This window comes from Pontixanthobacter gangjinensis, from assembly GCF_009827545.1.
In the GTDB taxonomy this organism is placed as follows: Bacteria; Pseudomonadota; Alphaproteobacteria; order Sphingomonadales; family Sphingomonadaceae; genus Pontixanthobacter; species Pontixanthobacter gangjinensis.
Map to the genome: position 1 here is coordinate 2,552,724 of NZ_WTYS01000001.1, position 24,154 is coordinate 2,576,877.

Here is a 24,154-nt window from a genome sequence, read left to right on the forward strand (position 1 = left end):
ATGTTTAACAGATTAGATTCTATGAATGCATCGCAGAGCCTGTTGGTTCGCCTAATCGCTGCGATCATCGCCCTGGCTTCATGCTCCTTTGGCCCTCAGGCACAGGCGACTGGCTGCAATGTTGCCGCATCTCAGGGTGCTGGCGGGCCTGCTGATTGGGCTCAATATTGCTGGATGGATTTTTCGGCTTACAATAGCACGACGGCGCGATCTGCGTCCGGCCAGACCTTGTCATTCACACTTCCTGACGGTTCCACCGTCACTTTCAATATCAAAGCGACAGCAGGGTCTAGTGCGCAGCCCACACCGACATGGGGCGGTGCCCCTGTCGGCAACTCCGGCTTTATCGGAATACCCGGACGGCCCTCTCTCTATGGTGGAGGCACAGAAAGTTTCACCTTCTCGGCGTTCACCGTCACTCCCCCGGCGGATCAATCTGTCGCGCCCAATATTCGCTTGGTGTTCACAGATGGAGAAGGAACCAGAGCTGGTGAAACTGTGTTTGGCATCACCAATGGCAGCGCGTGGACAACGATAGGTCAAATTGCGCCCTTTAATGGGACTGGCACCTTCCCGACATTGAGCGGGGCTGGAACACAAAATGTGTCGTTTACAAATGCTAGCGGAAATCCAGGGGCATATATCTTCGAGACTAAAAATTTCTCCCAGCTGGATTTTGGCTACACCGCAAACTCGCGCCAAGGAATGATCTTCGGAATCTACATCCCCACTGTGGTCCCGATCGTAGCGACTAGTGACAGCATCTCGGGCATCAATGGTGTGGCTGGCACGACCACCGCCTTGAATGTGTTCGCCGGCGACACGCTTGGCGGCGCGGCAGCCACTACATCTAACGCAGTACTGAGTGTCGCTTCGGGATCGAGCGTCCCAGCGGGTCTGACATTCAACGCGGCGACAGGCAGTGTCGGTGTTACCGCGGGAACCGCAGCCGGAACCTACACATTCAAATATTTGATATGCGAAGCTGGAAATTCCACTAATTGCAAGGTCGCCGACGCCACGGTTACGGTCAGTCCGTCTGTAGATTTTTCGATTTCGAAGACTAATGGCGTCACTGAAGTCAACCCTGGAAGCACAACCACCTACGTCGTTACAGTAACCAACAATCGTCCTGACGCTGCACTCGGCGCCGTGGTAAAAGACATACCTGGACCGGGCATCACCTGTCCGGCAGCAAATACAGTCACAATAGCAGGAGACGGCGTGCCAGCGGGCAGCTTCACCTTCGCCGATCTGACCGGATCAGGCATCACGTTGGGCGCACTCGCCAATGGTCAATCAACAACGTTGACGTATGCTTGCCAAGTGAATTGAAAGTTGGTTGGATAACCTGCGGGAATTAAGAGATGCGGGAATTCTGCGGCTCTGAAGATGCGCTCGAGGTGCTCTCAGTCTAATCGCAAGTTGCAGGCTTAAAGCCAATTTCCCGACACGATGTCGCCAACGAGAACAACCTCAGGTCGCAATTAGATGCCCTATTGTTGAAACCAGCTCGTTGCCGCGAGAGGGCTTCAGGATCAATATTATACCCCTGTTCTTCAAATCAGCGCTGTCCAAACCACTGTCGCCCGAAATAAGGATCGCGGGAATGTAGTGGTCACGATTTTGACGCACATATTCGATCAAGTCTATTCCGTTCTTAGATGCGCCGAGATGATGGTCGGTCACAATGATATCAGGTTCATTGGAGGAAAGCTGTGCGAGCACCTTTTCCGCCTCTTTCGGGGACTGGGCTGTATGAATACCCTTGCCAAAACGCGCCTTCAGCAGAAATTTGGTAGAATTAAGTACAGCTGGATCATCATCGACCAACAAAATGATGCCACTCTTGGGAGGCTTCACATCTCCCTTGGCCTTTTCAGGCTTCTGATCGGGCAACAACATATCACTCAATGGCAGTTCGAGCGAGAAAGTCGATCCTTTGCCAGGCACTGACTTAACCTCAATCTTGCTGCCCAACTGCTCAACGATACGGCTCGCGATGGAAAGCCCTAAACCAAGCCCGGCATCGCCCTTCTGGGGATCTCTGTCGATCTGATAGAACTCCTCGAAGATGTGAGGGACCTGATCAGTAGGGATGCCCACTCCGGTGTCCACGACCTCGACGATTATCGACGCGCCTGAAGTGTGCGATTGGACCGTAACGCTGCCCTCGTTGGTGTAACGAATGGCATTCCCGATCAAATTTCGGAAAACCTGCTGCAGCAAGTCGGAATCAGAGCGCACTATGCGATCTTGTACAGCAACTACCAGCTTTACATCTTTGGAATCTGCTTCTGCTTGAAAATCCTCGCAGATTTTGGTGATCGCGCTACGCAGATCAACGTCCTGGCTCTTCACTGTCATTGCGCCAGCATCGAGTTTGGATATATCAAGTAAAGAGTTTAGCAGGCTGCGCATATGCGCAAGCGACACACGTTCGCGCTCAACGAGTTCGGCCAATTCGGGATCATCAATCTTGAGTTGGAGCGATTCATTAATCATAGCGAGTGACTGCAATGGTTGGCGCAAATCATGGCTGGCCGTGGCCAGAAACCTTGATTTTGCTTCCAGCGCAGACACGGCTTGTTCCTGCGCTTCCTTGACCGCCTCCATTGCGTGCTGGTGCTCGCGTGTATCCCGGATCGAGGCACAAAACATTTCGTCACCTTCCATCGAAACCGGACTCAAACTGACTTCGACGGGGATTCTATCGCCGTTTTTCATACGGGCCTGCAAGGTCACTCCAGAACCCATTACCCGGACTTTTGGGTTTTGAGCATATTGTTTGCGGTGAGCAACGTGCAGTTTCCGTAGATCTGACGGAATCAATTGTTCGACTTTCATCCCGATGAATTCTTTCCGGTCATATCCGAAGAGTTGCGGCGCTTCCGCATTTGCCAGAACAACTTGGCCAGAGCCATCGACCATAATCAACGGATCGGGAGCATTTTCTACGAGCATCCGGAACCGGGCTTCGCTCTCACGCAATTCCCGCTCGTTTTGCAGACGCTGACTGATATCGACAAATGTCACAACCACGCCGCCGGACCTTTGTTCATTTGCCCGGTAAGGGGCAATCCGCATCAGATATGTTGAGCCATCTTCTGCAGTGACTTCCTTCTCAATTGGTTTGAAGGTCTGGAAAACGGAGTCGACGGCGGCAAGAAACCCGTCACTGTCAAATTTCTGCCTGATATCACTGATCGGCCGGCCCATGTCTGTGTCGATAAGGTTGAACAACCGTTTTGCCGCCGGTGTAAAACGGCCGAGCATATGCTGTGCATCCAGTAGCACAGTGGCAATGCCGGTGCTTGAAACGAAATTGGTCAGATCGTCGTTCAGTTCTGCGAGTTGTTCCACCTTGTCCTTGAGCTGGTTGTTCACCGTCGTTAGCTCTTCGTTCATCGCCTGAAGTTCTTCTTTTGAGGTTTCCAGCTCCTCATTGGCGGATTGCAGCTCCTCGTTGACCGACATCATCTCTTCGTTGGATGCCTGTAACTCCTCGTTGGTTGATTCCAGTTCTTCCAGATTTATCTGGAGATCTTCCTGCGCGTCGCGAAGTTTGCCCTCAAGCTCATCGATCGTCGATTGGTCGGTTGGGGAATCGACTGCACTGGTAAGGACAGCCGGAGCAGATGGTTCAAGTTCATCAAAAGTTACGATCAACAGCTCGTCTGCCTGATCCGGCGCTGCCATCCGCCGGATTGATATCCGTGTGTCCCTGCGTGCTGCGCCGCTCTTGATCGAAATTTTATCAAGCACGACTGGTTCTGTCGTTTCAAGTGCCTGTTTGATTCCGGCCCGCAGCTTTTTGCGAAGTTCCGGACGGGCAAGGGTCAGCAAATCCTGCGTCGGCAATCCCGATGGTTGTTCGAGATAGTTTGAAGTCGGCCCCATAAAATAAAGAACCTGGTGCTTGGCATTGGTCAGCACAGATGCGGGCGCATAATTCCGGAGCAATTGTTGCTGCATCAATTCGCGCAAACGAGCGGTCTCTTTCGGCCTCGGCGCGGGTGTAATACCGTTCGAAGGCACGCGCGAAACCACACCATTGACCGGAAAACTGGTCAATTGTTGTGGGGCATTTGGCAGCCGGCGGTATAACCGTGACTTCTTGTCGACCGTTTCGAACAGCCCTTCCAAATGGGCAATGCTTTCAGACCGTCCAAGAAACAGATAGCCATCCTTGCGCAATGCGAATTGGAAATAGCCGATTATCCGGTCTTGCAATTTTCCGCTGAGATAGATTAACAAATTGCGGCAACTGATCAGGTCAAGCCGCGAAAAAGGTGGGTCAGAAACAACATTCTGCATCGCAAAGGTAACGGTCTCGCGGAGCTCGTTGGTGACTTGATAATCCTTTCCGTGCCTCGTGAAGAACCGCTCCAGCCGGTCGGACGAAATATCGGCCACCTGGCTGGCAGAATAGACTCCTGCTCGTCCGACCGACAGGGCCGTGTCGTCGAGATCAGTGGCGAAGATTTGAATCGGACAGGCCTTGCCTGTTCGTTTGACTTCTTCGATCAGCAACATGGCAATTGAATAGGGTTCTTCGCCCGTCGCCGATCCGGGGACCCACACCCGAATTTCTTCATTCGCAGGCTTGCTATGAACCAGATCGATAATCGCCTTTTCGTAAAGAGTTTCGAATGCTTCAGGATCGCGAAAGAACGATGTGACATTGATCAGCAAGTCCTGATACAAACTCTTTGCCTCGCCGGGATCTTCCCGAAGGCATGTCAAATATTCAGCAACTTGGGAGATGTTGCGAAGGCTCATGCGCCGCGCAATCCTGCGGCCAATAGTCCCTTGTTTATAGCCGTGGAAATCGACCCCTAGCTGTGCGTGCAAAACTGCAATGATTGAATTGAGCTTGCCCTCATCTCCGATTAAATCGGTTTCTACGCTCGGATCGGCTACTGACTGTACATAATCGTGGCTCAGATAGTCGCGAATTTTGGGGATCATGTCGACGACCGGACTGATTATATCCACTTGCCCGGTTGCGATCGCAGCCCGCGGCATACCATCAAATTGGGCAGTGTCGGGAGATTGGGCGATTACGATCCCGCCTGCGGCCTTGAGCTCGCGCAACCCGAGGCTTCCGTCGCTCCCCGTTCCAGACAAGATGATGCCCACAGCTTGCCGACTTCGTTCTTCAGCCATTGATCGAAAAAACTTGTCGATCGGCATCCGCACACCGTGCTGAAGTACCGCCTCACTCAATTCAAAGATATTGCTGTTCAGCGCGGCATAGAAATTTGGCGGGATGACATAGACATTATCTGATTCGACCAACATGCCGTGTTCGATTTGCTTAACAGGCATGGCCGTGTGCCGCGCCAAAATCTCGGCAATCATGCTATCGTGTTTGGGATCAAGATGCTGGATGATGACAAATGCTGCCCCAAGATCAGCAGGAATCTCATCAAAAAATTCTTCAAGAGCGGCAAGCCCACCAGCCGAAGCGCCTATTGCGATGATCGGACAATTATCTTTCATTGCGTCAGTATTACATAGACCAATCTGCATAGCCAATTAGAATCTAGTTAGGTATCAAGGGCCGTGATGAGCACAAATTATGCTTGCGGTTTTGCCAGCCTAATCGAAACTTGTCTCCGAATTGCATAGCGCTCCCCTTCCCCGAAATATTTCAGGCCGTTGGTCACGATCTTCTCCGCCTGGCCGTCCGTTTCAGTGGTCTCTGCAAAAACCGCCGAACTGCTGATGAAGAAATCTTTTCATTCGGCTGGCGCATTGCAGCCGGATATCCGACGTAAGCACCAGTCCAAAACGGTTCTGCCACAGCCTCACTGTCTCGTGGCAAACGTCAATCCCGCCCTCGGACAGAAGGCCCTCAATATTTCGAGTGCCGAGCGCAGCGCGGTCATGCAACATCACGACCAGACGGATAGTCTCGACCGGTGAATTTAATTGTCGAAAGGCATCGGCTGGTTTGCGAAGTCTGGGAACACCTCACCAAACCCACCTGCGTCAATTTTCAATCAGGTGCACGTGCTCTGAAAGTGTCCGCAGGAGCAGGTGCGGTATGGTTCATCCACCACAACCACCGCTGAAAATGCACATTATATACGGATTATATGGATGTCTACTTATGGAGGCCGCGACCGAATCAGTTAATCAAACCATCTGAAATAATAACATAACGTTAAAAATTTTGCGGGTCATTATCCATTTTAATATAATTGACTTTGACTAGTCAATAATAGTGGGACCGATGAATGCAATACTCAAGACGCAGCACTAATCACGAGGATAGTCTGATTTCCGAAAGAAAGACTCATGTGATTCGCTTGTCCGATGGCAAACTCTCTAACGGCCATTTCGACACACCTAGCGCCATCGATTTCGGTGAGGACTCAAGCACAGCCGAAAAAGTAGCCATCCTCGATGGCTTCGGTTCACTTGATCGCCGGGCTCGGATGCTGCTGAGGCGCGATGGCACCTGGCTTGCCGGCTGTTCCAGAATGACTAATATTATCAACGCGGGATCGGATTTGGTTCTGATCGATGGCGTGATTGATACCGTCGAGCCGAAATACCGCGATGGCCTGAAGCACTTGCTCCAAGCGAATAGTCCCGATGTCCTGACTTTGGCACTTCGCTGCCGGATGCCCGATGGCCATTTGCTGCTGCGCGCCGTCGCTATTTCAGATGATCTCGTCTGCGTTGTCGTACAGCGCGCCACCGGCATCATCGAACCTGAATTGCCAGATCTGGAGCAAGTGTTTCATCTGACGAAGACCGAGGCAATGATCGTGCTCAACCTGTTCGCTGGCCACACACCGACCCAAATCGCAGAAGATCACGACAATTCTATCCATACGATCCGCGCACATATTCGCCGCTGTTACGACAAGCTGGGGGTTACGTGCCGGGAGGAACTGTGGCGGAAACTGAACGCCTATCGGTTAGTGTGAAATAATGAATACGAAATAATACGTAGTTATAAATGTTCGCACAATATTAACTAATTATTTCGCGTGATTTTCAAGTTTGCGAATCAGTGTAGAAGACAATTGTAATTTAGTTTTTATCAAAAAAACCGATTCTCTTCGGTTTTGAAACCAACCTTCGAAGCATCTTGCTTTGGAGCGAGAGAGCACTTGTGTCTCAGGGAAAGAGGTTAGTTCGATGCTGATAGTTTCATCTGTTTCGCTTAAGCGCTCTTTATATTACGGATCATTGGCTGCACTGATGTCCGGAATTGGTCTGCCGCAAGCATCTCAGGCGCAGGAAGTGACTTCAGCACCGACCGCCTCCAAATCCAGTACGGATGCTCCCACGGCAAATACCAATGCCGCTGGCAGCGTCATCTATTCCCGCGATGTGTCATACGGTTCGGCAGTTGACTACCGAACGCCAGGCCGGGAACATTCGGTTGAAACTGGCCCGTCTGCATTGATCCTGTCCAGCCTAGCAGCAGGACTTGACCCAATCAGCGATACCGAGAGCTCCGGGATTATAGCCCGTTCTTCGCGGGAAGTAGGGCTGATCGGCAGCCAGGTTTCGCTGGGCGTTGGCGGTTTCGCTGACATGTCCGGTGCGGACAGTTCGACGCAGTCAATCGGCAGTGTTCAAGGGTCAGTCGTGAACGGCGCAGTTGGTCAGGCAACCGGGGCAATCCATAATGCGCTCGGAAACGTTCGCGGTGTTCTGGGTGGCGGACAATGACGCGAGACCCAACCATTTGCCGCGCTGCGCTCACCGCGCTTGCCGCAACCGCCCTTACACACGTTCCGGCACTGTCCGCGCAAGACGCGCCGCAAACAACCGATGAAGTAGTTGTCGCGGAAGACACTGGTGCAGGTGCCACTGGCAGGCTGGCCGTGAACATCGCAGTCGGCAACGATAACCAGCAAGTTGGCGACGCCGTAATTGCGATCGGCGACATCGCATCGGTGACCGAAACAGTCAGTCAGCGGATGAGCGGCCCCGCGCCGACCGATCGCTCAACCAGCATCACCATAGGGGACGGCGCTTTCGCGGGCGTTAACGGCCTCACCAGCATTAACATCACCGCCGGAACGCAGAACCAGATGGCAAATCTGGCTGCGCTGGCGATTGGGAATAGCGGCGCAATGTCCGACCAGCTCTTGGAGCAGTCGCGCGCGCCCATAGAACCGAACGGGGGCATCCAGGAAGGGTCCCTGCCATCCAATGACCGCATCGCCATCGGCGACACGGCCTTTGGCGAGGGCAGTGGCCTAATCCAGGTTAACCTGATCGGCGGCGAGGGTAATTCCTCCGCCAACACCTTTGCCCTTACGACCCCGGGCGAAGGATCACCCTGAACTACCCCCCTAAAATCAAGGAGAAATATGATGAAAAAGATCCTATTGGCCACAGTGGCCACGATGGCAATCATTGCCTCGCCAGCAATGGCGCAGGACAATGGAGGCGACGGTGAAAGCTCGGTCGAAGTCGATCTTCGCTATGCCAACAACATCGACACCAGCGTAACCACCGATGTCACTTACAACAAAAATCTAGCGCTGTTAGGCGGCGCGATTGTGCTGGGTGTGGTTGCAGTGGACAGCTCCGCGGTAGCGGTCACCGACGCCAAGCAATTGTCGCAAGGCGTAGTGGTGAATTACCGCGAAGAAAACGAGCTGAACGGTGAGAACGGTTTTGTCGATCCGGTCTTTGGTCCGGGCATTTCCGAAAATGGTCAGGATCCTGACGATGGCTTACCTGATGGCACGCTCCAACCACAAATCCGTGCCGGCTTCTTTGCCCCGATTATCAATACGGTCGATAATTTCAACGTGGAAGGATCGGGCAATATCGGCGTGAACCTTGCCGCTGGCTACTTCAACGATCAGATGAACGCTGCATCGATTGCAGTTTCCAGCAACAGCAACCCCGACGCAGTGGGTGGCTGGGCAGAAGCCTCGACTACAGCGCTGCAATCGCAGCTAGGAGTGACCCATCGCCACACAGAAGGCGATGCGCTCAGCGAGGACGATCCATCAGTAGGCGGTGGACAAAATAACTTCCGTGACCGCAACAGCGTGTTTGCTGCGACCATTACCGGGTCGGGCAACATCGGTGTCAACGCGGCTGCCGGTAGTTTGAACCAGCAGGCCAATCTGATGACGCTGGCTGTCGCTAACGATGCTACTCTTGCCGAGGCGAATTCGGGCCTCATTCAAGCGACCACGCTTGCATCTGTCGAACAGCAAGACAGCATCAACTTTGTCAGCGGCCTGACGATTGCAGGTGCTTCCGGCAATATCGGTGTCAACATGGCTTCCGGTGTCGGCAATCAGCAGCTGAATTCGCTGACTATTGCGGCATCGCAAGGCGGCTCGACGCCGAGCGATCCGGGAAATGGTAACGGCGGCGACCCCAGCTAAGCCATCCCGGTATTCGGGGAGAGGGCAGCTTATACGCGAGCTGCTCTCTCTTCTCGAACTTCTTTTTAACCCTCAACCGAAAAGCCGCTCCCAATATGTCCTACTTTCCGGCCCGATTGCGCCCAGTACTGACTTCGGTTCTCGCACTGGCTCCCGCGCTAGTGTCATCCGGCTGCATGACGGCTCCGGCCCAGAATGCGCCCCTATGGCTGGGACAAACTTCGGAAGGTGCCCAAATTACGCCGGTTGCGCTGACCAGTTGGAATGACCGCAAATTTATCGGACTCGTGCGCCAGCGGACGGATTTCAGCTGCGGTGCGGCGGTTATGGCCACCCTGTTCAACGAAGCCTTTGGCCGCAGCACTACCGAGCAGCAAGTGCTCGTCAATATGCTCAAGATCGCTGATCCCGACATCGTTCGGAAAAAGGGATTCTCGCTGCTCGACATGAAGACTTATGCGCTGTCGATCGGGATGGAAGCCGAAGGCTACCGGCTCGATTATGACAAGCTTAGAGAGCTCAATCTTCCGGTAATCGCGCTACTGGATATCAAGGGTTACAAACACTTCGTCATCATCCGCAAGGCATATGCCGACCGCGTAGCTGTAGGTGACCCGGCACTGGGTAACCGCACAATGCGCCGTGCCGATTTCGAAGAGTCCTGGAACGAGGTTGCATTTGTCGTCGCCGGTGAAGGTTATGATCCTGACAATGCGCTGATCGATCCACCTTCACCGCTTTCGGCCAAGCGCCTGCTGGCGCTTCATGCCGTTTTACCCGCCGCCGAAACCGCCGAATTTGGCAACCGTGCGGCCTTCAGTTTCTCATTTTGATGGAGATTAAACATGTTTAAATCAACTTCATCGCGCGCCATTCTGGCCATTGTCCTTGCTGGTGCAGCCTGTTTGGGAGCCGTAGTTCCCGCTTTTGCTCAGGGTAGTGCCCTGCCCGATTTCGGCGAGGCTTTGCCCGACGCTGAATTGTCGGAGATGCGCGGCAAATTCGTGGGGCCGGACAATGTCTCATTCTTTGGCATAACATTGTTGACCAGCTGGCAGGACGATCAAGGCATTACCACCAATGCACGGCTCGTCTTCAGTGTCGATTTCCTGAATATCGGCGGTGACGGCAAACCGATTCCATCGCTAATGATCGGGTGGGAACGTGACGGCGATCCTGCAATGGACGTGACCGATACGCATTCCGGATACGTGCCGATCATGAGTGCTGCGAACGTCCTGCCCATCGGCGGCATCGGCACCCATGAGGGCGCAGCGCAGGCCAACATCATCACCGGAGCCGATAATTTGGCCCGCAACAATATGCAGATCGCGATCGTTCCCGCATCCGCCATGCCGGCACTGTCAGTAGCCGGGCTGCAATCCGTGGACGGTACGACTGATCTGAGTTTTGCCGATGGTGACCAATTGCAGTTCATGGTTGAGAATAACCAGATTGGCATCGTCATGACCGGCGGCGAAGGCTTGGATAGCTCGCTCCAGTCGCTCGGCGGCAATGTCGGCCAGATGCTACAGCAGTCGATCTTGGGCACCAACGGAAATTCCATTTTCAACTCCGCCTCGATCATCATGGCGGCGGATAATTTCGGACAGCGTGAAGGTCTTATCCGGACTGAGAACGCGCTGAGCGCGATGAAGGGTCACGGTTTCTAATCGGGCCGATTGGCCGTTGGGGAGTTTAGTATGAAGAATTGGAACATGACCGCCTTTTTGGCCGGAGCAGCGCTGGCGGTAACAGGGTTTGGTTCCGCGCCAATTGCGGCGCAGGGTGCCGATAGCAGCTTCGCAGTTGAGGGTGCCGGTACACTTGACTGCGCCGCATTTACAGCCGCACGAGAGGACCGCTCCTCGGCTGAATACCAGCGCATGATCGGATTTGTGGAAGGCTATCTCAGTGCCGCCAACCGTTATGAGCCCAATACGTTCGATCTGACCCCTTGGCATAACGCTGCCGCGCTAGACATCATCCTAAAATCACACTGCAGCGAGCATTCGAGTGACACGCTGGTCAGCGTCGTCCAGCGCATGGTCACCGGGCTGCGTCCGGTTCGCGTCGCGCAATACTCCCCCATGCTTGAAGTGGGGGACGATAAGCACCGGACCTATGTTTACGAAACAATTCTGCGGCGGACGCAAGCAGCGCTCAAGCTGCGCGGTTTTTATGCTGGCGAGGAAGATGGACGCTTCTCGCCTGAGCTGCGCGATGCCTTGTTATCTTTCCAAAAGCAAAGCTCCCTGATGACCACCGGGGTACCCGATCCCGCCACCTTATGGACCCTCCTCAACCCCTGACGACCCCCGAAGCCGAATACTGCGCCATCCCGGCGCGAATAACCGGAGAAAGTATCATGCGTAAATACTTCCTGTCACAAACCTCGATCATCGCCTTGGCCGCGCTCGCGGCCGGATACCCGGCCATTGCTGCAGCGCAAGACATCGCGGAAACTGCGGACACCTCAGAAATCCAGGCTTTGCGAGACCAGGTCGCCGAACTGGAAGCGCGAGATGCAGCGGCACGCGAACGCGTCGAGGCGCTCGAGTCGAGGCTCTTGAGGCTCGAGCGGATTGAAGCTGAGCCCATATCGCTTGACGATAGCGCGAGTATGCGTGGCCGGTTTGCGGCACAGCAAAGTTTCGCCCGGCCATCGGATCCTGCATTCCGTGCCTTTCCCACAAGCAGCGGCTTGGTTGCAATGCAAGATCCGCCAGACGGCGGAGCCGGTGCGGACACTACTTCTGACCTCAAGGCACCCGCGCCCACCGCCGCTCAGGAGGATGTGACCGAGCAGCAACAAGGGGCATTTGGCCGGAATATCGGTGTCGAGCTCGCGATGTCCTACACCCATTTCGACAATGCCCGGATCAATCTCGACGGGTTTCTCGCGCTTGATGCGATCTTCCTCGGCTCGATCAGCGTCGACCGGATCAACGCCGATATCTTTACTCTCGAACCTCGGGTAAATATCGGCCTTAGCGATCGCCTGTTCGTCGATGCAAGCGTGCCGCTGCTGTCGCGGATCTCGAACTTCCAGTCAGGCGGAGCTGGCGGTTCCGCTGCGGGCCTCGTCGAAAAAACCGTGCGTGGGACGGGCATCGGCGATGCCAGCTTTGGGCTAAGCTATCGCGTGATGCCGGAAAGCGTCACTGCGCCTGATGTTGTGATAAACACTCGCGTCAAATTTCCCACCGGACGCGATCCGTTTGGCATCGAATTCATCGAAGTTGAGGGAAGCGAAGGGAATCTCTCGATACCATCAGAACTGTCCTTCGGCACCGGCGTCTATGGCGCCTCGCTCGGTGTATCATTGCTCAAGACGCTCGACCCGATGATCGTCTTCGGGAGCGCAACCTACTTCCATAACTTCAAGCGGAGCTTTGACGATATCGACGAAATTCCGGGCGATCAGCCGGGGCGTGTCAAACTGGGTGATGCCTATCAAATCGGAGCCGGGCTGGCTTTCGCACTGAATGATAAATCGAGCATTTCAATGTCCTACACACAACGTATCGTCGAACGTACCAGGCTGACGCCTCTGGATCAGGATACACGGATCGTAGTGGGTAGCCAGGCTAACGTTTCGCTCCTAAATCTTGGCGCGACTTTCTCTTTGGGGGAAAATATCGCGATCGTGACCAATGCCGGTATCGGTCTGACCGATGACAGCCCCGATATGGCCATCAGCGTGCGGATTCCCTATCGCTTCTAGGGACAGAAACAATTCGCGCCGGATCTCGCTGGACTGGGATGGTGGCATGTCCGACCTACGCTACGTTTCACACGCCGCGTAGGCATCGGCCAACCGAATCTCAGGGCTGCGAAGATGTCTGGAGGGTGACATCAGTTTGACAGCAACTTGTCGTTGATTGGCAAAGCCCTTCCGTTCCCAGACATGCTTCAGCGCATAAGGTTTTGCCACTCAATCAGAATGGCCGGGCGGGCGGTCTTGAGGGAAGTGGGGCATTCTCGTGCCGCGCGGAGGTGGACGCATGGTGCGCTCGAAACGCCTGAAGCGTCGGTCGTTGCGAACCGCTTCACGGCGGAAGTGACGATCGCGGTCGCGCCGGTAACGCCGCTCAACGCGGTCGAGACGAAACCAGAAATATCCGTCTGTGCCCCAGTAGCCATCGTAGAAAGGCCCATAATAACCATTATACCAGCCGTGGTAGGGATGGCTTGACCATGCCAGCGTCCCCCGGCCGTAGACATTATCGACACAAGCTGCGGGCATGGCGGCGGCAAGGCCAATAAAGAGCGCGGCAAGGATTCGTTTCATAGCCTGATTCCAGTGGGAGTCGAACATCTCGACAAACATGGTTTGCGTATTCAAGTCGGAAAACCAGTAATGGTCCTTACCGCGCGATGATGTGGTCAAGAATTGTTCGCAAATGCCGTTGGGCAATGGCTGGACGAAAGAGCCACCGCGGACATCTACGGATGCATCTGGCCAGGCCAAGTGAACATACTCAGGTTCGATTCGCTCGCGCTCGTGGAAAGACCGTCAAATGCCTAGATCCATCCCAGTTGCCACACTTCGTGGAACAGTAATCCGGTTTCACTGGACCTTTGTGCTATTCATCAGCGCTGCGTTGGTCGCGGCGCTGCTGACAAGCGGCCCGGCAGCATCGGGCACGCTGCTAGCGCTCATAACCGCGATGTTCCTATGCATCATCTTGCACGAGTTCGGTCACATCACGGCGGCACGCTTATTCGGCATCCCTACTCCCGAGATCATGCTGCTTCCGATTGGCGGACTGGCTAAGCTTCGGCGTATTCCTTTAGAGCCAAAAGAGGAACTCGCCATCGCGGTGGCGGGTCCGCTAGTCAGTTTCGTTCTTTTCGCGGGCCTAATCCTCATTCTGGGGCGGCAGCCTGATTGGGAGGCAATTCCCACGTTCAACCAGGACCAATTCAATCTGGTTGAGCAGCTTGCAGTTTTCAATTTAGCCGTGGGGCTTTTCAATCTGATCCCTGCATTCCCGATGGACGGTGGCCGGATCCTGCGCGCGATGCTCGCGGTAAACCTCCCTCGGCCTCGTGCTACATGGATTGCAGCCCGGATCGGTCAAGCGATCGCTATCCTAATAGCTGGACTGGGACTGTTCGCCGGCAATCCCATTCTTGCAGTGATCGGAGTTTTCATCTTTTTCGCCGCTCAGTCGGAAGCGCGAATAGATGCGATGCGCAACGCAATAGGCGGGGTTTCGATTGGACAGGTTATGGTCGCCGATCGGCCGAGACTCAAGGTTTCTGATCCCCTCCTGAATGCAGCCGATCTGATCCTTCACTCAGATTACGAAGAAATCCCGGTTATCGAGATGGACGGTGCTCTGGCCGGCTTTCTGCTTAGGACCGACTTGGATGACGCCATCGTGCAATTCGGTCCTGCTTCGACAGTTCGGCAAGCGATGCAGAAGGATGTTCCCAAAATGGCGGTCCAGTCGCAGGCGGACAAGGCGGCCGACATGATCGAAGCGGGTGCCTCTGCCGTCGGAGTTATCGACCGCAACGGTCACTTCGAAGGGCTTGTCACCAAATCGACTCTGCTCGATGCGCTTGGCGTAAACAGCGCGATGTGGCCAGACCATGACGCACTCTCACATAAGCCTTTCGAGGAACAGCTTAAGGCGTGAATTCAAAGCGTAGATTATGCCATGCGCCAACGTATTATTCGGCGGATGCTGCATTTCCGACTGCGCCTAAGACTTCTAGGGTTGCATTCCCTTGGCAATCATCGCCAGCAGTTTGGCATTCTGAGCAACGATCCGGTTGTTGCGGGGCATCGCGAACACATGGCGCTCGCGCAATTGCCGAAGCGTCCGGCACGCAGTCTCGGCAGCTAAAGCGAAATATGAAGCGATATTCGCCTGCGGAACGGAGCTATGAAGTCGATTTTCGAGCATCACGCTTGAGCATCGTCAAGTCGGTCGGCGCGACTCGTGTCATAAAGAAATTGCTGGATGGCAAGAAGAAGGAACGAAGCAATGAAACCGAGGTTTCAACGCTGGCGAACCGGAAGCGAAGACCCATTCAGATAGGTCCGCGGTAGCTGGAATATGAAACTGATCGAAAGGTTGGAATCATAGGAAAAGCTGCCGCGGGCCGACTGTTTCAGCGTCAGACTGTCAGACTGACTGCAACCTGTCTCCGATTGGCGTAGCTCTCCCCTTCCCCGACATGGATCAGGCCATAAGGTTATGCTGACGGGGCGGCTGGAGTGGCGGCAGGGGGTTCGAGTTATTGCCGGGTGCTTTATCATCTTTGGCGCGCCGGTGATTGCGGCTGGGCTAATGGGACTGGGGCAGTCGCAAAGCGCTCCGGTTATTGCCGTGCCGCCGCAATCGCCGGACCTTGGGCCGAGGGAGGATCTGCCTCGGTCGGATTACAACCCCTATGGCGGGGCTTCGCTTAGGGATGATCGGGAGGGGCGATAGAATTCGCTGATCCTAGTTAATCAAAAAGTGAATTAAGCTAAACTGAAAAAAAGCGTGATCATCGTTTTATTATATCACGCAAATAGAATGTAACCCAGAGATATGGGAGCATTGAGCATATAACACCTACAGCTATAGACACTCTGAGGCTATCAAATACATAACGCTCAAACATCAATGATACAAAGCAACACGAGGTTACAGCAAGGTAAAAAATCATGAACCTAATATGAGTGTGCATTTGTTACCCCTTCCTAAGCCTGGCCGTTTGAAAGCACAGAGCATACCTCTTCGACATGAGGTGCCATCAAAAGGGCTCCCGCCCCTCCAACCGCCAAACCCGAAACCACTCCGACCCAGTTACCCTTAGTTGGACTTGGTCTCGATACTTTTCCGGCTGCACCTTTTAGAACTTGTCAAATGCGCGAGCCCTTACCATCACCGTATATACGCGTACCAGGCCCAGCTGGCTTTAATCGATTGTAAATCGCTAGCGTGGTATTTGCCCCATAAATCGTTGCCAATCCAGTTGGTATTGCCGTGCCTCCGATGGTGCATATTGTAACAGTCGTTGGGTCAGAGTAGCCGTCAGGGTTTTGCCTAACAACAGCTCGAATTTTGCTGTAAGATGTATCATGCCGTTCTAGTTCTTTGAATAGTGCTTTATCCAAAAGACCAGAACTTTCACATTCTGAAACCTGTTTTGCATAGGTATAGAGTATTTCCGGTTCCCCAATTTCGTTACCGTCCTGATCATAGGTTCGCCTAACCATTCCCCATAACTCAAAACGGCAAAGCCCAAGCGGATCCACGCCATTCACGGGGTCATTGCCAACATATGTTTGAACGTTCATCCCATCGGAATACCCAATCGGATCGGTCTGCATAAACCGGCCCAGCGTCGGTGAGTACATGCGGGCTTTGTAATAATACATTCCCAGCTCCGGTATCCATGTCTGCCCTGTATAGCGGAACCGGCCCTGATTGTTAATTCCGCTGCTTGCGCCGGGAATACCATAAGCATCGTAGCTGTTGATTGCGGTGACCGTGCCGTCGCGCTTCACCTCTTGCACAATCGAGCCAAGCCGGTCGGCATAGAGGTAATGCGCATCGTTTCTGGCGGTGCTGCTGCCGGGGTAGCGGATCAGCGGATCATCGCCTGCGCCGGGACCGTTCGACTGGCTGGCCGGCTGGAGTGGCGGCAGGGGGTGCGGGTTGTTGCAGGGTGCTTTATCATCTTTGGCGCGCCGGTGATTGCGGCTGGGCTGCTGAGGCTGGGCCAGTCGCAAAGCGCTCCGGTTATTGCAGTGCCGCTGCAGTCGCAGGCCCTTGGACCGAGGGAAGAATTGCCCCGGTCGGATTACAATCCATATGGCGGAGCTTCGCTGAGAGATGATCGGTAAGCTATATTAAATAATTAATAGCTATCCCGAGATCTGATTTTATGGTGATATATTGACCATTTTTAATCTTTTTGAAGTAATGGGCTTGATGCTTGCATCCATTTGGGCATCAATCGCCTCCGTTTACTCCCATAATACGTGCCCAACTGCGAAGAACTGAAGCATCATAATATTCCGGCTGAAGCGTTAACCTTCGCTCGTTGGATTTCACAAAGTTTTCACTGGCACGGAGCATTTCTCTAGGCGAGACCACCTTCTCCAAATTTATGTTTGAATATAACACGCCATAGTCTAAGTCACTTGAGTATAAATATATCCAATCAGCTGGATCCTTATAAATAATATAAAGGCAATCTCCTGAACCATCTATAGCCATTGGGTCGCTAATTGTCGAAACAGACCCATCATCAAAGTCAAGAATTTCTATGCTCAATGGACTACCTAAAGACTCAGCGATAAACTTTAGAGCGAATTTTGGTCCAAACAGTGAATTGAATTTATAGGCTGGCAAATTATGACGTTCGGGATATGATGCAAGTTCGTAATTTTCAATCAGATAAAGCATCATTCACCTCAATATGAGAATCTAAATTTTTCAAACTGCCGATCATTCTTGGTGCCTCGTTGAAATTCCAGTGTTTTTGGCTTATTCTTCTTTGTTGAATTCCTGTAAATGACTTTCAAGTTTGGCGTCAAGGTCAACACCCAAACGCCCTCTTTAGGCTTATGCTCGGTACCACCAAGCAGCTTAAGTTGATACCAAAGCGCATCGCGACTTAGCGTTGGCAAAACGATCCACTCGTTTCTACCTTCGCCTTCCCGCGAAACAAGTTTTAGGGACTCAATTTCTCCTAAAACTATGATCTCTGTTAGGCTATCATCGATGTCATTCCCAAGAATAGATTGATCACTAGCATCGGACACTGCATTCGCAGTATCGCTTAGATTTGCTTCGCCCAACAAGTACGCGGTAAGCGCTAACACTTTCTCCAAAGCAGCACCTTCGCCAAGAAAATCTTCCGCGGTGTCGCGAGCGGAACAATCACGAATCCTGCTATTTGGACTTTCGACGCACCCCTTACCCTGCAACCCACTCGGGTCCACCATATTCACCGGATCATTGCCAACATAGGCATAGATATTCATCCCGTCGCTATACCCAATCGGATCGGTTTGCATAAACCGGCCTAGCGTCGGTGAGTACATGCGGGCTTTGTAATAATACATTCCCAGCTCCGGTATCCAAGTCTGCCCTGTATAGCGGAACCGGCCCAGATTGTTAATTCCGCTGCTTGCGCCCGGTATGCCGTATGCATCATAGCTGTTGATGGCGGTGACCGTGCCGTCGCGCTTCACCTCTTGCACAATCGAGCCAAGCCGGTCGGCATAAAGGTAATGCGCGTCGTTTCTGGCGGTGCTGCTGCCGGGATAGCGGATCAGCGGATCATCGCCTGCACCGGGGCCGTGAATGTAACGCTGTAGCTGAGTGCCGGAGGCGTTGTATTCGCCAATCAGCGCGTCGCCATCATAATGGAAGCGGGTGATATTGCTGCCGCTTTCGGTAATTTCATAAAGGCGGCCTAAGGGAATGCGCAGGATCCCTGACGCCGCCATGTACATATATCCTCAAACGCTACGATTGGCACGTGACTTGAGAATACTTGCCAAAAAACCGCATAATGCCGCGACGGGGAATGTCAAAATTATAAGGAGGTACAGTTTTTCAATGAAAAAATGAGGAGGATTCCCGCCGGATATTAAATACATTGTAAGGCAAAGTACAAACAGGGTTTGCGACCAGTAGTACGTTGCCATTCTAAATGATGAATATGTTTCATTAAACTTCATAACGCTACCTTGATGACGGACAACTTACGAGATATTTTAGTCGTGCATTCAATGCCCTAACTTGAGCTCTATTTGTTTCTAGCTTAACACTTGCGAACCAAGCGAGCCCGCTTGCAGTTCCACCAGCCAGTGCACCTATGGCCGCACCACCAGCTACAGCTGTTATCGCCCCACCTTCAAATACTGTTGCAACAGTTGAAAAGTCGTCAGCCCATTCTAAGCTCCTTGCGTCTCTAGCAAACTGATCACGGTAAGCTATCAGCAATTGAATATCTTCCCAATTGTCATTTCCGTCAAGGTAATCGGGCACATCGTCTCGTAGTGCTTCTGCTGTCTCTCTTAGAGATTTACAAGCTTCTGACTCCTCATCGTCATCTCCACCGCCCCCCCTGAATCTGGGCCATCAAGTGGGTTCCCCGTGAAGGGATCCAAAGGCGTTTTTAGATCGTTTGCGCTGGCACAACCATAGCTATCGTCAGTGGCCCAGACCATCACTTCACCTGCGCCACAAGTTGGGGCATCGGCACAAATTATTGTGCTCCCGTCGCCATCAAGACATTCTCTCAACCCAGTCGGATCCACCGCATTCACCGGATCGTTACCAACATAGGCGTAGATATTCATCCCATCGGAATACCCAATCGGATCGGTTTGCATAAACCGGCCCAGCGTCGGTGAGTACATGCGGGCTTTGTAATAATACATTCCCAGCTCCGGCATCCAAGTCTGCCCTGTATAGCGGAACCGGCCCAGATTGTTAATTCCGCTGCTTGCGCCCGGTATGCCGTATGCATCATAGCTGTTGATGGCGGTGACCGTGCCGTCGCGCTTCACCTCTTGCACAATCGAGCCAAGCCGGTCGGCATAAAGGTAATGCGCGTCGTTTCTGGCGGTGCTGCTGCCGGGATAGCGGATCAGCGGATCATCGCCTGCGCCGGGACCGTGGATGTAACGCTGCAGCTGAGTGCCGGAGGCGTTGTATTCGCCAATCAGCGCGTCGCCATCATAATGGAAGCGGGTGATGTTGCTGCCGCTGTCGGTCACCTGATACAGGCGGCCAAACGGATCATAGCGCAGGTCAACATTGTTCTGGCCCGATGCGCTGACCAAGCGGTTCTCTGTGTCATACACAAAGCTGGTGCTAAGCGTCCCGCCCTGCCCGTCCGACTGTCGGCTGATAGTGAGGTTGCCGTTCAGATCATAGGTCTGGGCAAAGCCATTCACCTGCGCATATTGGTTGAGCCCGTTGGGGGTGTAGGCCACATCGGCCACAGGCAACGGATCATCGGCAAACAAATTGTTGTTCATCGTTTCATTGGCAACCTGCCCCGCCGGATTAAGCGTCCAGCTGCGCCGCACATCATAAGTGGCGGTGGGGTGGTTGGTGAAAATCTCGTCCAGACGTTTGGCCGCATCGAGATAGAAGAAATCATCGGGGGCGGAGCTGTCGCGCATTCTGCGCGAGGTTTGTCCGCCCTGCCAAAACGCATGGGTGATTAGCGAGGCATTGCTCTGATCCTTCCCACCATTTCTCAGGCCATAAGGCTTTGCCACTCAGCCGGGGTAACCAAGTGGGAGGCTTATAGGTTTGCTGGATCTCGCATAGCTGCGGGATAGAGCGATGGCCGTCGGTGACGCTCTATCTACCGTGCCGCCTGAGCGCCTTCTTGGCTAGAATTGACTTTCTAGTTGCGGGAAATTGTGATTTCGCCATCCAAGAGGTTAGTTGGTTTGATCGTTGAAACCTCTCCATCCAACCACTTTATTTCGATAAGAGAGACTTGCTGCGCCTTGCCCAAGCCGAAATGCACTGCGGTCGGCCTACTAGACTTGAACCCTCCGCTACCATCGACCAATTGCATTTGGCATCGACCGGGCCTGACTGTTGTTTCTCCGTCCACACAAATAGTCACCCGCGCCCCAAGTCCCAGACGGTTCCCGTGAGAGTCGCGCAAGTTCACCCAAAGAGCTGGACCGGCGGGCTTGTCGTTCCGATGCACAATCATCCGCATTGCATTGTTGTCGCGGAAAACATCGATATCGCCATCACGATCAAAATCGAACGAGACATAGCTGTAAGAGGGCACAACATCTTGGAACCCATATGACTCGGTTGCATCTTCAAACATCTGTCCATCGTTTCGATAGAAAACGTTAGTCATCGAGCCCGCAGCTTTTTGCCAAATTCCAGTCATCACCAGAATATCCTTCCAGCCATCCTGATCGAGGTCGATGAAACGCCCGTTCCATCCCCAGCCGGGGCTTCGAATGCCTTTTTCCTTCGCCAGATCAACGAAAGCCCCATCAGGGGTCTTGCGCATCATCAGCATGTTTCCATTCTGAAATGATGGCCGATAAAGCTCCTCAAACTCCTCTTTGGGCATGCGCTTAGCCGCCGGAAGTAATAGAGAATCGCAGTATATTTGAAGTGCAGGGATCGTACGGAGGGCTGCATGACATTTCTCAAACCGCTGTCGATCACCTTTCGGATTGCGAAATCGGTTTTCCAAACTTCTGATCGTAGACGCAGCGCCACAGATCGCTCGGTCGCGGGCAAGACTGGATGTACCGCAATCATGCAGCATTCGCATGTTCCGTCCATCGCGGATTTGATCAATTGAAAGCAATTCACTAGCGCATTTCAGAACCTCGCTTTCGGACCATCCGATGTCTTCGCCAAATTGCGTGCAGATATTGAAGAGTGTACGATTATCGGCACTCCGATCGCGACTCTCGCCATCGCTTTGGGCAACTTGAACCGCGTAATAGTCGATGATGAGATCGTTATTCCAGTCGCCCTGCGCATAGCTCATCGAGCTATTGGTGTAGTAAGGGAATGGTTGCTCTTCCCTGCCAAATGATCGGATTGCTCCCCCTTCTCCGAGAAACGTGACCAAGTCGGTTGCACCGGCATCGTCTCCGCTGAAAATATCCAACTGACCGTCGAGGTCGAAATCGCTGATCAGGGTTGTAAGAGTCTGCCCGGCTACTCCAGGCAGCTCCTCAACACGAAAATCTTCTCCACCGAGATTCCAGAAGATCTGATTACGATTATGCTCGGGCCGCAGGCCCCAGCCTTCGCTTACTCCTCTTGGCCCCCAACGGCCGCTAAGGATGTCAACATCACCATCACTATCGAGGTCGGCAAAGGAGATGCTGGCCAATGTTGCTTGGCTAGGTTCGTTCAAGACGGTCATTTTCTCGGCAGTGAAATTTCCGCCGTCATTGTAAAATACGAAGTCCCCGTTTCTGATGGTTGAAACGACCATATCCAACTGGGCATCGCCATCTAGGTCCGCCAGCGCCAGATTAAATACTTCGCTGTCATCGACCACGCCGAGGTCGTGCTCTTGCCTGACGAATTTTCCACCAACGTTGGCATACACCGACAAACCCAATCCATGCGTAGGGCGTGTGACGACCAAATCAGTCCAACCATCTCCGTGAAGGTCACCGGCGGCAATTGCGCCACCCATTGCCTGGTAACCCAGCTCTCGCATTGGCGAGTTCACCCCCTTTTCCATCAAACCAATCTGAGTGCCCACGAGGCGAGAAAAGGCTGGGCCTTCGGCTTCCGTCGTCCGAACCCCATCTGATAATTCAAGCTTGGCAAGGGAAATCAAATTACCGTTGCTGCTCTGGAAGCTTGCAGGCACTGAATTTGAACGAATTGCCTGGCTTGTTATCGTCGGTCTCAAATCCGCGAGTGAAACCGCTGGTGGCAGCTCATGGAGTGTTGGCCAATCTATGCCATCGACTGCCTGGATGGCTTCGATCTGTTTGTTCTGATAATATTGCAATACGTCTGAATGCGAGACCTTCACCAAGATTCCACCGGCCATCGACAGTGCAATAACTGCAGCCCAGACAACTATGCCCGTTCTCAGGGAAATCGCTTTCCAGAGAATGAAGAACGCATAGACACTAAATGAACCCAGCGCGATTAATGTGGCCATTGCATATTCGGTTCGCATTCCGATTTGCAGCAAAACCGTTACGAGGATGATATCGAGCGCGATCGGAGCGGGAACGAAGCTGGCGCACAACACGATCAGGATCATTGCTGATATAATCATAAATGCGCCTCTGCCTGGAAGCGCACGAGTAAGCTCGCCCGGATCAGTAAGCGTTGCCACAACTGCGCCAAGCGCCGCTGCGACGAGCATCATCGGAACTGTGACAATGAAAATGAAAAACAGGTTTCTGGCATAGGTTTTTACAAACCATTGGATCGAACTCACGAAGCCTTGCTTCTCACTTTCCACCTCTGCCGGCGCCAACACTTTAGCGATCCATGCGGTCAATCCGGTTGGGGATGCTGCATTGCTAACCTTGACTGCATCATGGCGAGTAGAGTCGGTTTCACTCTTCAATATATATCTGCACAAGAGTGGAACCACCAGCAAGACCAGCGCGAGCGCGAGAACGAGCTTAATGACTGCCAGATGAAACGGCAGCAGTGCGAAGCTCATTGTCACGACGATGACGTTCAATGTGGGTGACGCCAGCATAGCGGACAGGGTCGTTTCCAGCCTCATCCGGCCTGCATGGAGACCAAAGGCGATTGGTGCGGCGCAATTCACGCACACCCCCAAAGGGGCGCCAATAACAACACCCAAGGCCGAGTTTGCAAAACCGTTATCGAACGAACGGCGCTGGATAAGCGGAAGCAAGGTCAGAACTGCGGAGCCGAACAATACTCCGAATGCCATACCTTTCAGATTAGTGTTGATCCAGTTGACGACGTTTGCCGTGAATTCCCAGAGGATTCCGCTGTTTGGTAAAACTTCGAACAGAATATCAAAGGATAATCCCGCGACCGGCGTGTCCCCGCCCATCATCGCTTTTTCGTTCAACGCGGGATAGCGGGAACCCAACCAGAAGTTGGCCGCCAGAAAGGCGATAAAAGCAAGTGTAACCCACAGCCGATAATTCGGCTTGTTTCGTTCTTGAGGTTGATTGAGGTAGCCTAGGTCAAGCAAGAATCATCGACTCCAGATTCCTGAAGAATTTTTACGAACATAGATAGACGCAGGTGAATCCGTCAGATCATCGCAAGGATAGGTAA

The 24,154-nt window shown here is 53.2% G+C and carries 18 protein-coding genes; 10 read left to right on the top strand and 8 right to left on the bottom strand.

Annotation, left to right across the window (positions count from 1 at the left end; genetic code table 11):
• A complete protein-coding gene (locus GRI36_RS12130; RefSeq protein ID WP_160598691.1) occupies positions 1-1,335 on the top strand; it encodes a DUF11 domain-containing protein in 1,335 nt (444 codons plus the stop codon).
• Between the two features lie 141 nt (positions 1,336-1,476).
• On the opposite strand, the gene GRI36_RS12135 is transcribed toward GRI36_RS12130, so the two are convergent.
• Positions 1,477-5,505, bottom strand: a complete 4,029-nt coding sequence (locus GRI36_RS12135; RefSeq protein WP_160598692.1) for a chemotaxis protein CheB — start codon at positions 5,503-5,505, stop codon at positions 1,477-1,479.
• An 803-nt stretch (positions 5,506-6,308) separates the two neighbouring features.
• Here GRI36_RS12135 and GRI36_RS12140 point away from each other — a divergent pair.
• The 8 genes from GRI36_RS12140 to GRI36_RS12175 all read left to right on the top strand — a co-directional run bounded on the left by GRI36_RS12140 (position 6,309) and on the right by GRI36_RS12175 (position 13,110).
• A complete protein-coding gene (locus tag GRI36_RS12140) occupies positions 6,309-6,944 on the top strand; it encodes a helix-turn-helix transcriptional regulator (RefSeq protein WP_160598693.1) in 636 nt (211 codons plus the stop codon).
• A 214-nt stretch (positions 6,945-7,158) separates the two neighbouring features.
• Entirely contained in the window at positions 7,159-7,698 is a 540-nt protein-coding gene (locus GRI36_RS12145; protein WP_160598694.1) for a hypothetical protein, read from the top strand.
• Complete coding sequence (locus tag GRI36_RS12150) at positions 7,695-8,318, top strand: hypothetical protein (protein ID WP_160598695.1); 624 nt, start codon at positions 7,695-7,697, stop codon at positions 8,316-8,318. The genes GRI36_RS12145 and GRI36_RS12150 overlap by 4 nt, the downstream gene beginning before the upstream one ends.
• Positions 8,319-8,345: 27 nt before the next feature.
• The gene (locus GRI36_RS12155; protein WP_160598696.1) at positions 8,346-9,383 is read left to right on the top strand and encodes a hypothetical protein; all 1,038 of its coding nucleotides are present in this window, start codon (positions 8,346-8,348) and stop codon (positions 9,381-9,383) included.
• A gap of 95 nt (positions 9,384-9,478) precedes the next feature.
• The gene (locus tag GRI36_RS12160) at positions 9,479-10,216 is read left to right on the top strand and encodes a C39 family peptidase (protein WP_160598697.1); all 738 of its coding nucleotides are present in this window, start codon (positions 9,479-9,481) and stop codon (positions 10,214-10,216) included.
• A gap of 12 nt (positions 10,217-10,228) precedes the next feature.
• Positions 10,229-11,056 carry a hypothetical protein gene (locus GRI36_RS12165; protein ID WP_160598698.1) on the top strand — a complete coding sequence of 276 codons (828 nt, stop codon included), beginning with the start codon at positions 10,229-10,231 and terminating at the stop codon, positions 11,054-11,056.
• A gap of 30 nt (positions 11,057-11,086) precedes the next feature.
• Positions 11,087-11,695 carry a peptidoglycan-binding domain-containing protein gene (locus GRI36_RS12170; protein WP_160598699.1) on the top strand — a complete coding sequence of 203 codons (609 nt, stop codon included), beginning with the start codon at positions 11,087-11,089 and terminating at the stop codon, positions 11,693-11,695.
• 56 nt (positions 11,696-11,751) lie between these two features.
• Positions 11,752-13,110, top strand: coding sequence for a hypothetical protein (locus tag GRI36_RS12175; RefSeq protein ID WP_160598700.1), 1,359 nt, complete (start codon positions 11,752-11,754; stop codon positions 13,108-13,110).
• 210 nt (positions 13,111-13,320) lie between these two features.
• Here the strand turns inward: GRI36_RS12175 and GRI36_RS12180 are convergent, their stop codons facing one another.
• On the bottom strand, positions 13,321-13,677 hold the full coding sequence (locus GRI36_RS12180; protein WP_160598701.1) for a hypothetical protein: 357 nt from the start codon (positions 13,675-13,677) through the stop codon (positions 13,321-13,323).
• 229 nt (positions 13,678-13,906) lie between these two features.
• Between GRI36_RS12180 and GRI36_RS12185 the strand changes: the two genes are divergently transcribed.
• Positions 13,907-15,034: a site-2 protease family protein gene (locus tag GRI36_RS12185; protein ID WP_160598702.1), complete on the top strand. Its 1,128-nt coding sequence runs from the start codon at positions 13,907-13,909 to the stop codon at positions 15,032-15,034.
• A gap of 75 nt (positions 15,035-15,109) precedes the next feature.
• On the opposite strand, the gene GRI36_RS12190 is transcribed toward GRI36_RS12185, so the two are convergent.
• The 6 genes from GRI36_RS12190 to GRI36_RS12215 form a co-directional block, all read right to left on the bottom strand.
• Positions 15,110-15,304, bottom strand: coding sequence for a cyclic nucleotide-binding domain-containing protein (locus GRI36_RS12190; RefSeq protein ID WP_160598703.1), 195 nt, complete (start codon positions 15,302-15,304; stop codon positions 15,110-15,112).
• 947 nt (positions 15,305-16,251) lie between these two features.
• Positions 16,252-17,124: an RHS repeat-associated core domain-containing protein gene (locus GRI36_RS12195; protein ID WP_235902255.1), complete on the bottom strand. Its 873-nt coding sequence runs from the start codon at positions 17,122-17,124 to the stop codon at positions 16,252-16,254.
• Between the two features lie 223 nt (positions 17,125-17,347).
• Positions 17,348-17,806, bottom strand: a complete 459-nt coding sequence (locus GRI36_RS12200) for a hypothetical protein (RefSeq protein ID WP_160598704.1) — start codon at positions 17,804-17,806, stop codon at positions 17,348-17,350.
• A gap of 5 nt (positions 17,807-17,811) precedes the next feature.
• Positions 17,812-18,852, bottom strand: a complete 1,041-nt coding sequence (locus GRI36_RS12205) for an RHS repeat-associated core domain-containing protein (protein WP_235902257.1) — start codon at positions 18,850-18,852, stop codon at positions 17,812-17,814.
• A 573-nt stretch (positions 18,853-19,425) separates the two neighbouring features.
• Complete coding sequence (locus GRI36_RS12210) at positions 19,426-20,640, bottom strand: RHS repeat-associated core domain-containing protein (protein WP_328598389.1); 1,215 nt, start codon at positions 20,638-20,640, stop codon at positions 19,426-19,428.
• Between the two features lie 131 nt (positions 20,641-20,771).
• Positions 20,772-24,068, bottom strand: a complete 3,297-nt coding sequence (locus GRI36_RS12215) for an FG-GAP-like repeat-containing protein (protein WP_160598707.1) — start codon at positions 24,066-24,068, stop codon at positions 20,772-20,774.
• Between the last annotated feature and the right edge of the window lie 86 nt (positions 24,069-24,154).

Excerpts from the sequence above, each read along its gene's own strand:
- GRI36_RS12130 (WP_160598691.1), top strand. The coding sequence starts at position 1 with ATGTTTAACAGATTAGATTCTATGAATGCATCGCAGAGCCTGTTGGTT.
- GRI36_RS12135 (WP_160598692.1), bottom strand. The coding sequence starts at position 5,505 with ATGAAAGATAATTGTCCGATCATCGCAATAGGCGCTTCGGCTGGTGGG.
- GRI36_RS12145 (WP_160598694.1), top strand. The coding sequence starts at position 7,159 with ATGCTGATAGTTTCATCTGTTTCGCTTAAGCGCTCTTTATATTACGGA.
- GRI36_RS12150 (WP_160598695.1), top strand. The coding sequence starts at position 7,695 with ATGACGCGAGACCCAACCATTTGCCGCGCTGCGCTCACCGCGCTTGCC.
- GRI36_RS12155 (WP_160598696.1), top strand. The coding sequence starts at position 8,346 with ATGATGAAAAAGATCCTATTGGCCACAGTGGCCACGATGGCAATCATT.
- GRI36_RS12160 (WP_160598697.1), top strand. The coding sequence starts at position 9,479 with ATGTCCTACTTTCCGGCCCGATTGCGCCCAGTACTGACTTCGGTTCTC.
- GRI36_RS12165 (WP_160598698.1), top strand. The coding sequence starts at position 10,229 with ATGTTTAAATCAACTTCATCGCGCGCCATTCTGGCCATTGTCCTTGCT.
- GRI36_RS12170 (WP_160598699.1), top strand. The coding sequence starts at position 11,087 with ATGAAGAATTGGAACATGACCGCCTTTTTGGCCGGAGCAGCGCTGGCG.
- GRI36_RS12175 (WP_160598700.1), top strand. The coding sequence starts at position 11,752 with ATGCGTAAATACTTCCTGTCACAAACCTCGATCATCGCCTTGGCCGCG.
- GRI36_RS12180 (WP_160598701.1), bottom strand. The coding sequence starts at position 13,677 with ATGAAACGAATCCTTGCCGCGCTCTTTATTGGCCTTGCCGCCGCCATG.
- GRI36_RS12185 (WP_160598702.1), top strand. The coding sequence starts at position 13,907 with ATGCCTAGATCCATCCCAGTTGCCACACTTCGTGGAACAGTAATCCGG.
- GRI36_RS12190 (WP_160598703.1), bottom strand. The coding sequence starts at position 15,304 with ATGCTCGAAAATCGACTTCATAGCTCCGTTCCGCAGGCGAATATCGCT.
- GRI36_RS12200 (WP_160598704.1), bottom strand. The coding sequence starts at position 17,806 with ATGATGCTTTATCTGATTGAAAATTACGAACTTGCATCATATCCCGAA.
- GRI36_RS12205 (WP_235902257.1), bottom strand. The coding sequence starts at position 18,852 with ATGGCGGCGTCAGGGATCCTGCGCATTCCCTTAGGCCGCCTTTATGAA.